Raw genomic sequence first — 1,518 nt, forward strand, 5'->3', positions numbered from 1 at the left:
GCCCGCGACCCAACGGCCTCCGTTTTTCTCGAAGTTTTTGCCGGACGACGCCCCGAGCAGGAGCAAATTGCAGCCATCGTAAACCTGGTTGCGGGCAGTATTCCGATGATGAATAAGGACCATGTCACGGTTGTTGATCAGAACGGCAACCTGCTAACTGGCAAAGAAAGCCGTGGTGATGGCGAGCGCATGGAGGATCAGTACGCATATACCTCGCGCGTGGAGGAACGCCTGACCCGACGTGTTGCCTCCTTGATTGCCCCCATTGTTGGCGAAGGCCGATACCGAGCAGAAGTGTCTGCAGATCTGGATTTCTCATCGGTGGAGCAGGCAGAAGAATTGTTTAACCCTGAACAACAGGCGGTTCGCAGTGAGCGGAGCCTTACAGAGCAACGTGCTGCCGGCGCTAACGGCGGTGTTCCGGGGGCGTTGTCTAATCAGCCCCCTGTCAATGCGACTGTACCAGAACAGACAAATACGGAAGTAGGCGATGCTGTGGGTGCAACGGCTCAACAACCGATTAACGTGCGTAAGGAATCCACCCGCAATTATGAGATGGATCGCACCGTCAGCTACACCCGCCAAGAGCTGGGCCGGGTGAGACGGGTGACCGTTGCGCTTGCTGTCGACGATATGAAAGTGATTAATCCGGAAACCGGCGCGGTGACATACGAGCCTTGGGCTGAACAAGAGTTGCAGCGCCTGAGCATGTTGGTGCGCGACGCGGTAGGGTATTCCGCCGCGCGTGGTGACAGCGTTACCGTGATGAACACAGCGTTTGCGCCGGAAGAAGCCTTTGAGTTTGAGGCGCCTGGGTTTTGGGAGCAGCCTTGGTTCTGGGATTTGATGAAGCAGGTGCTGGCCGGTTTGGTTATCCTGGTGTTGGTGCTTGGATTGCTGCGCCCGACCCTGAAAAGCTTGTCTGGTAGCGGACGCCGCGAGCGGGGAGATGACTCAGATACAGGTGGTTATGGTGGCGGCCTTGACGGTGTTGAAGGCGGCGATGCCTTGCGCCAGGCTATGTCATCTCAAGACGACCTACTTTTGCCAGGCGCTACAGACAGCTATGATAGACAATTGAATGCTCTTAAAGGCCTGATTGCCGAGGACCCGGCGAGGGTTTCTCAAGTGATGCGCCAGTGGGTGAATGTTGATGACTGATCAGTCCATGCCGTCGGGCGGTGATGCGTCCCAGAAGACTCAGCGGAAAATTCCGCGAGTAGAACAGGCCGCGATCCTGCTCATGTCGCTTGGTGAGGCAGACGCAGCCGAAGTGCTCAAGCATATGGGCCCGAAAGAGGTTCAGCGGGTTGGCGTTGCCATGGCCCAGATGCGAGATGTGAGCAAAGACGACGTATCTTATGTGATGACTCAGTTTGTGGACGCCGTAGGTGGTCAGACTGGCTTGGGTGTGGGTAACGATGACTATATTCGCGCCATGCTCACCCAGGCTTTGGGAGACGATAAAGCCGCCAGCCTGATTGATCGAATTCTCATTGGTGGCAATACCACCGGCCT

1 protein-coding gene and 1 pseudogene are annotated in these 1,518 nt (G+C 56.5%); both read left to right on the plus strand.

Features of this window, described 5'->3' with window-relative positions; translation table 11 throughout:
- Positions 1 to 1,161: flagellar basal-body MS-ring/collar protein FliF (gene fliF / locus ACTH3S_RS13120; RefSeq protein WP_441809458.1), on the plus strand; the 1,161-nt coding region annotated here is incomplete at its 5' end.
- Positions 1,154 to 1,518, plus strand: a pseudogene (locus tag ACTH3S_RS13125) (flagellar motor switch protein FliG); the annotation flags it as partial. The gene fliF and the pseudogene ACTH3S_RS13125, both read left to right, overlap by 8 nt.

This window comes from Marinobacter sp. (genome assembly GCF_052094685.1).
Lineage (GTDB): Bacteria > Pseudomonadota > Gammaproteobacteria > Pseudomonadales > Oleiphilaceae > Marinobacter.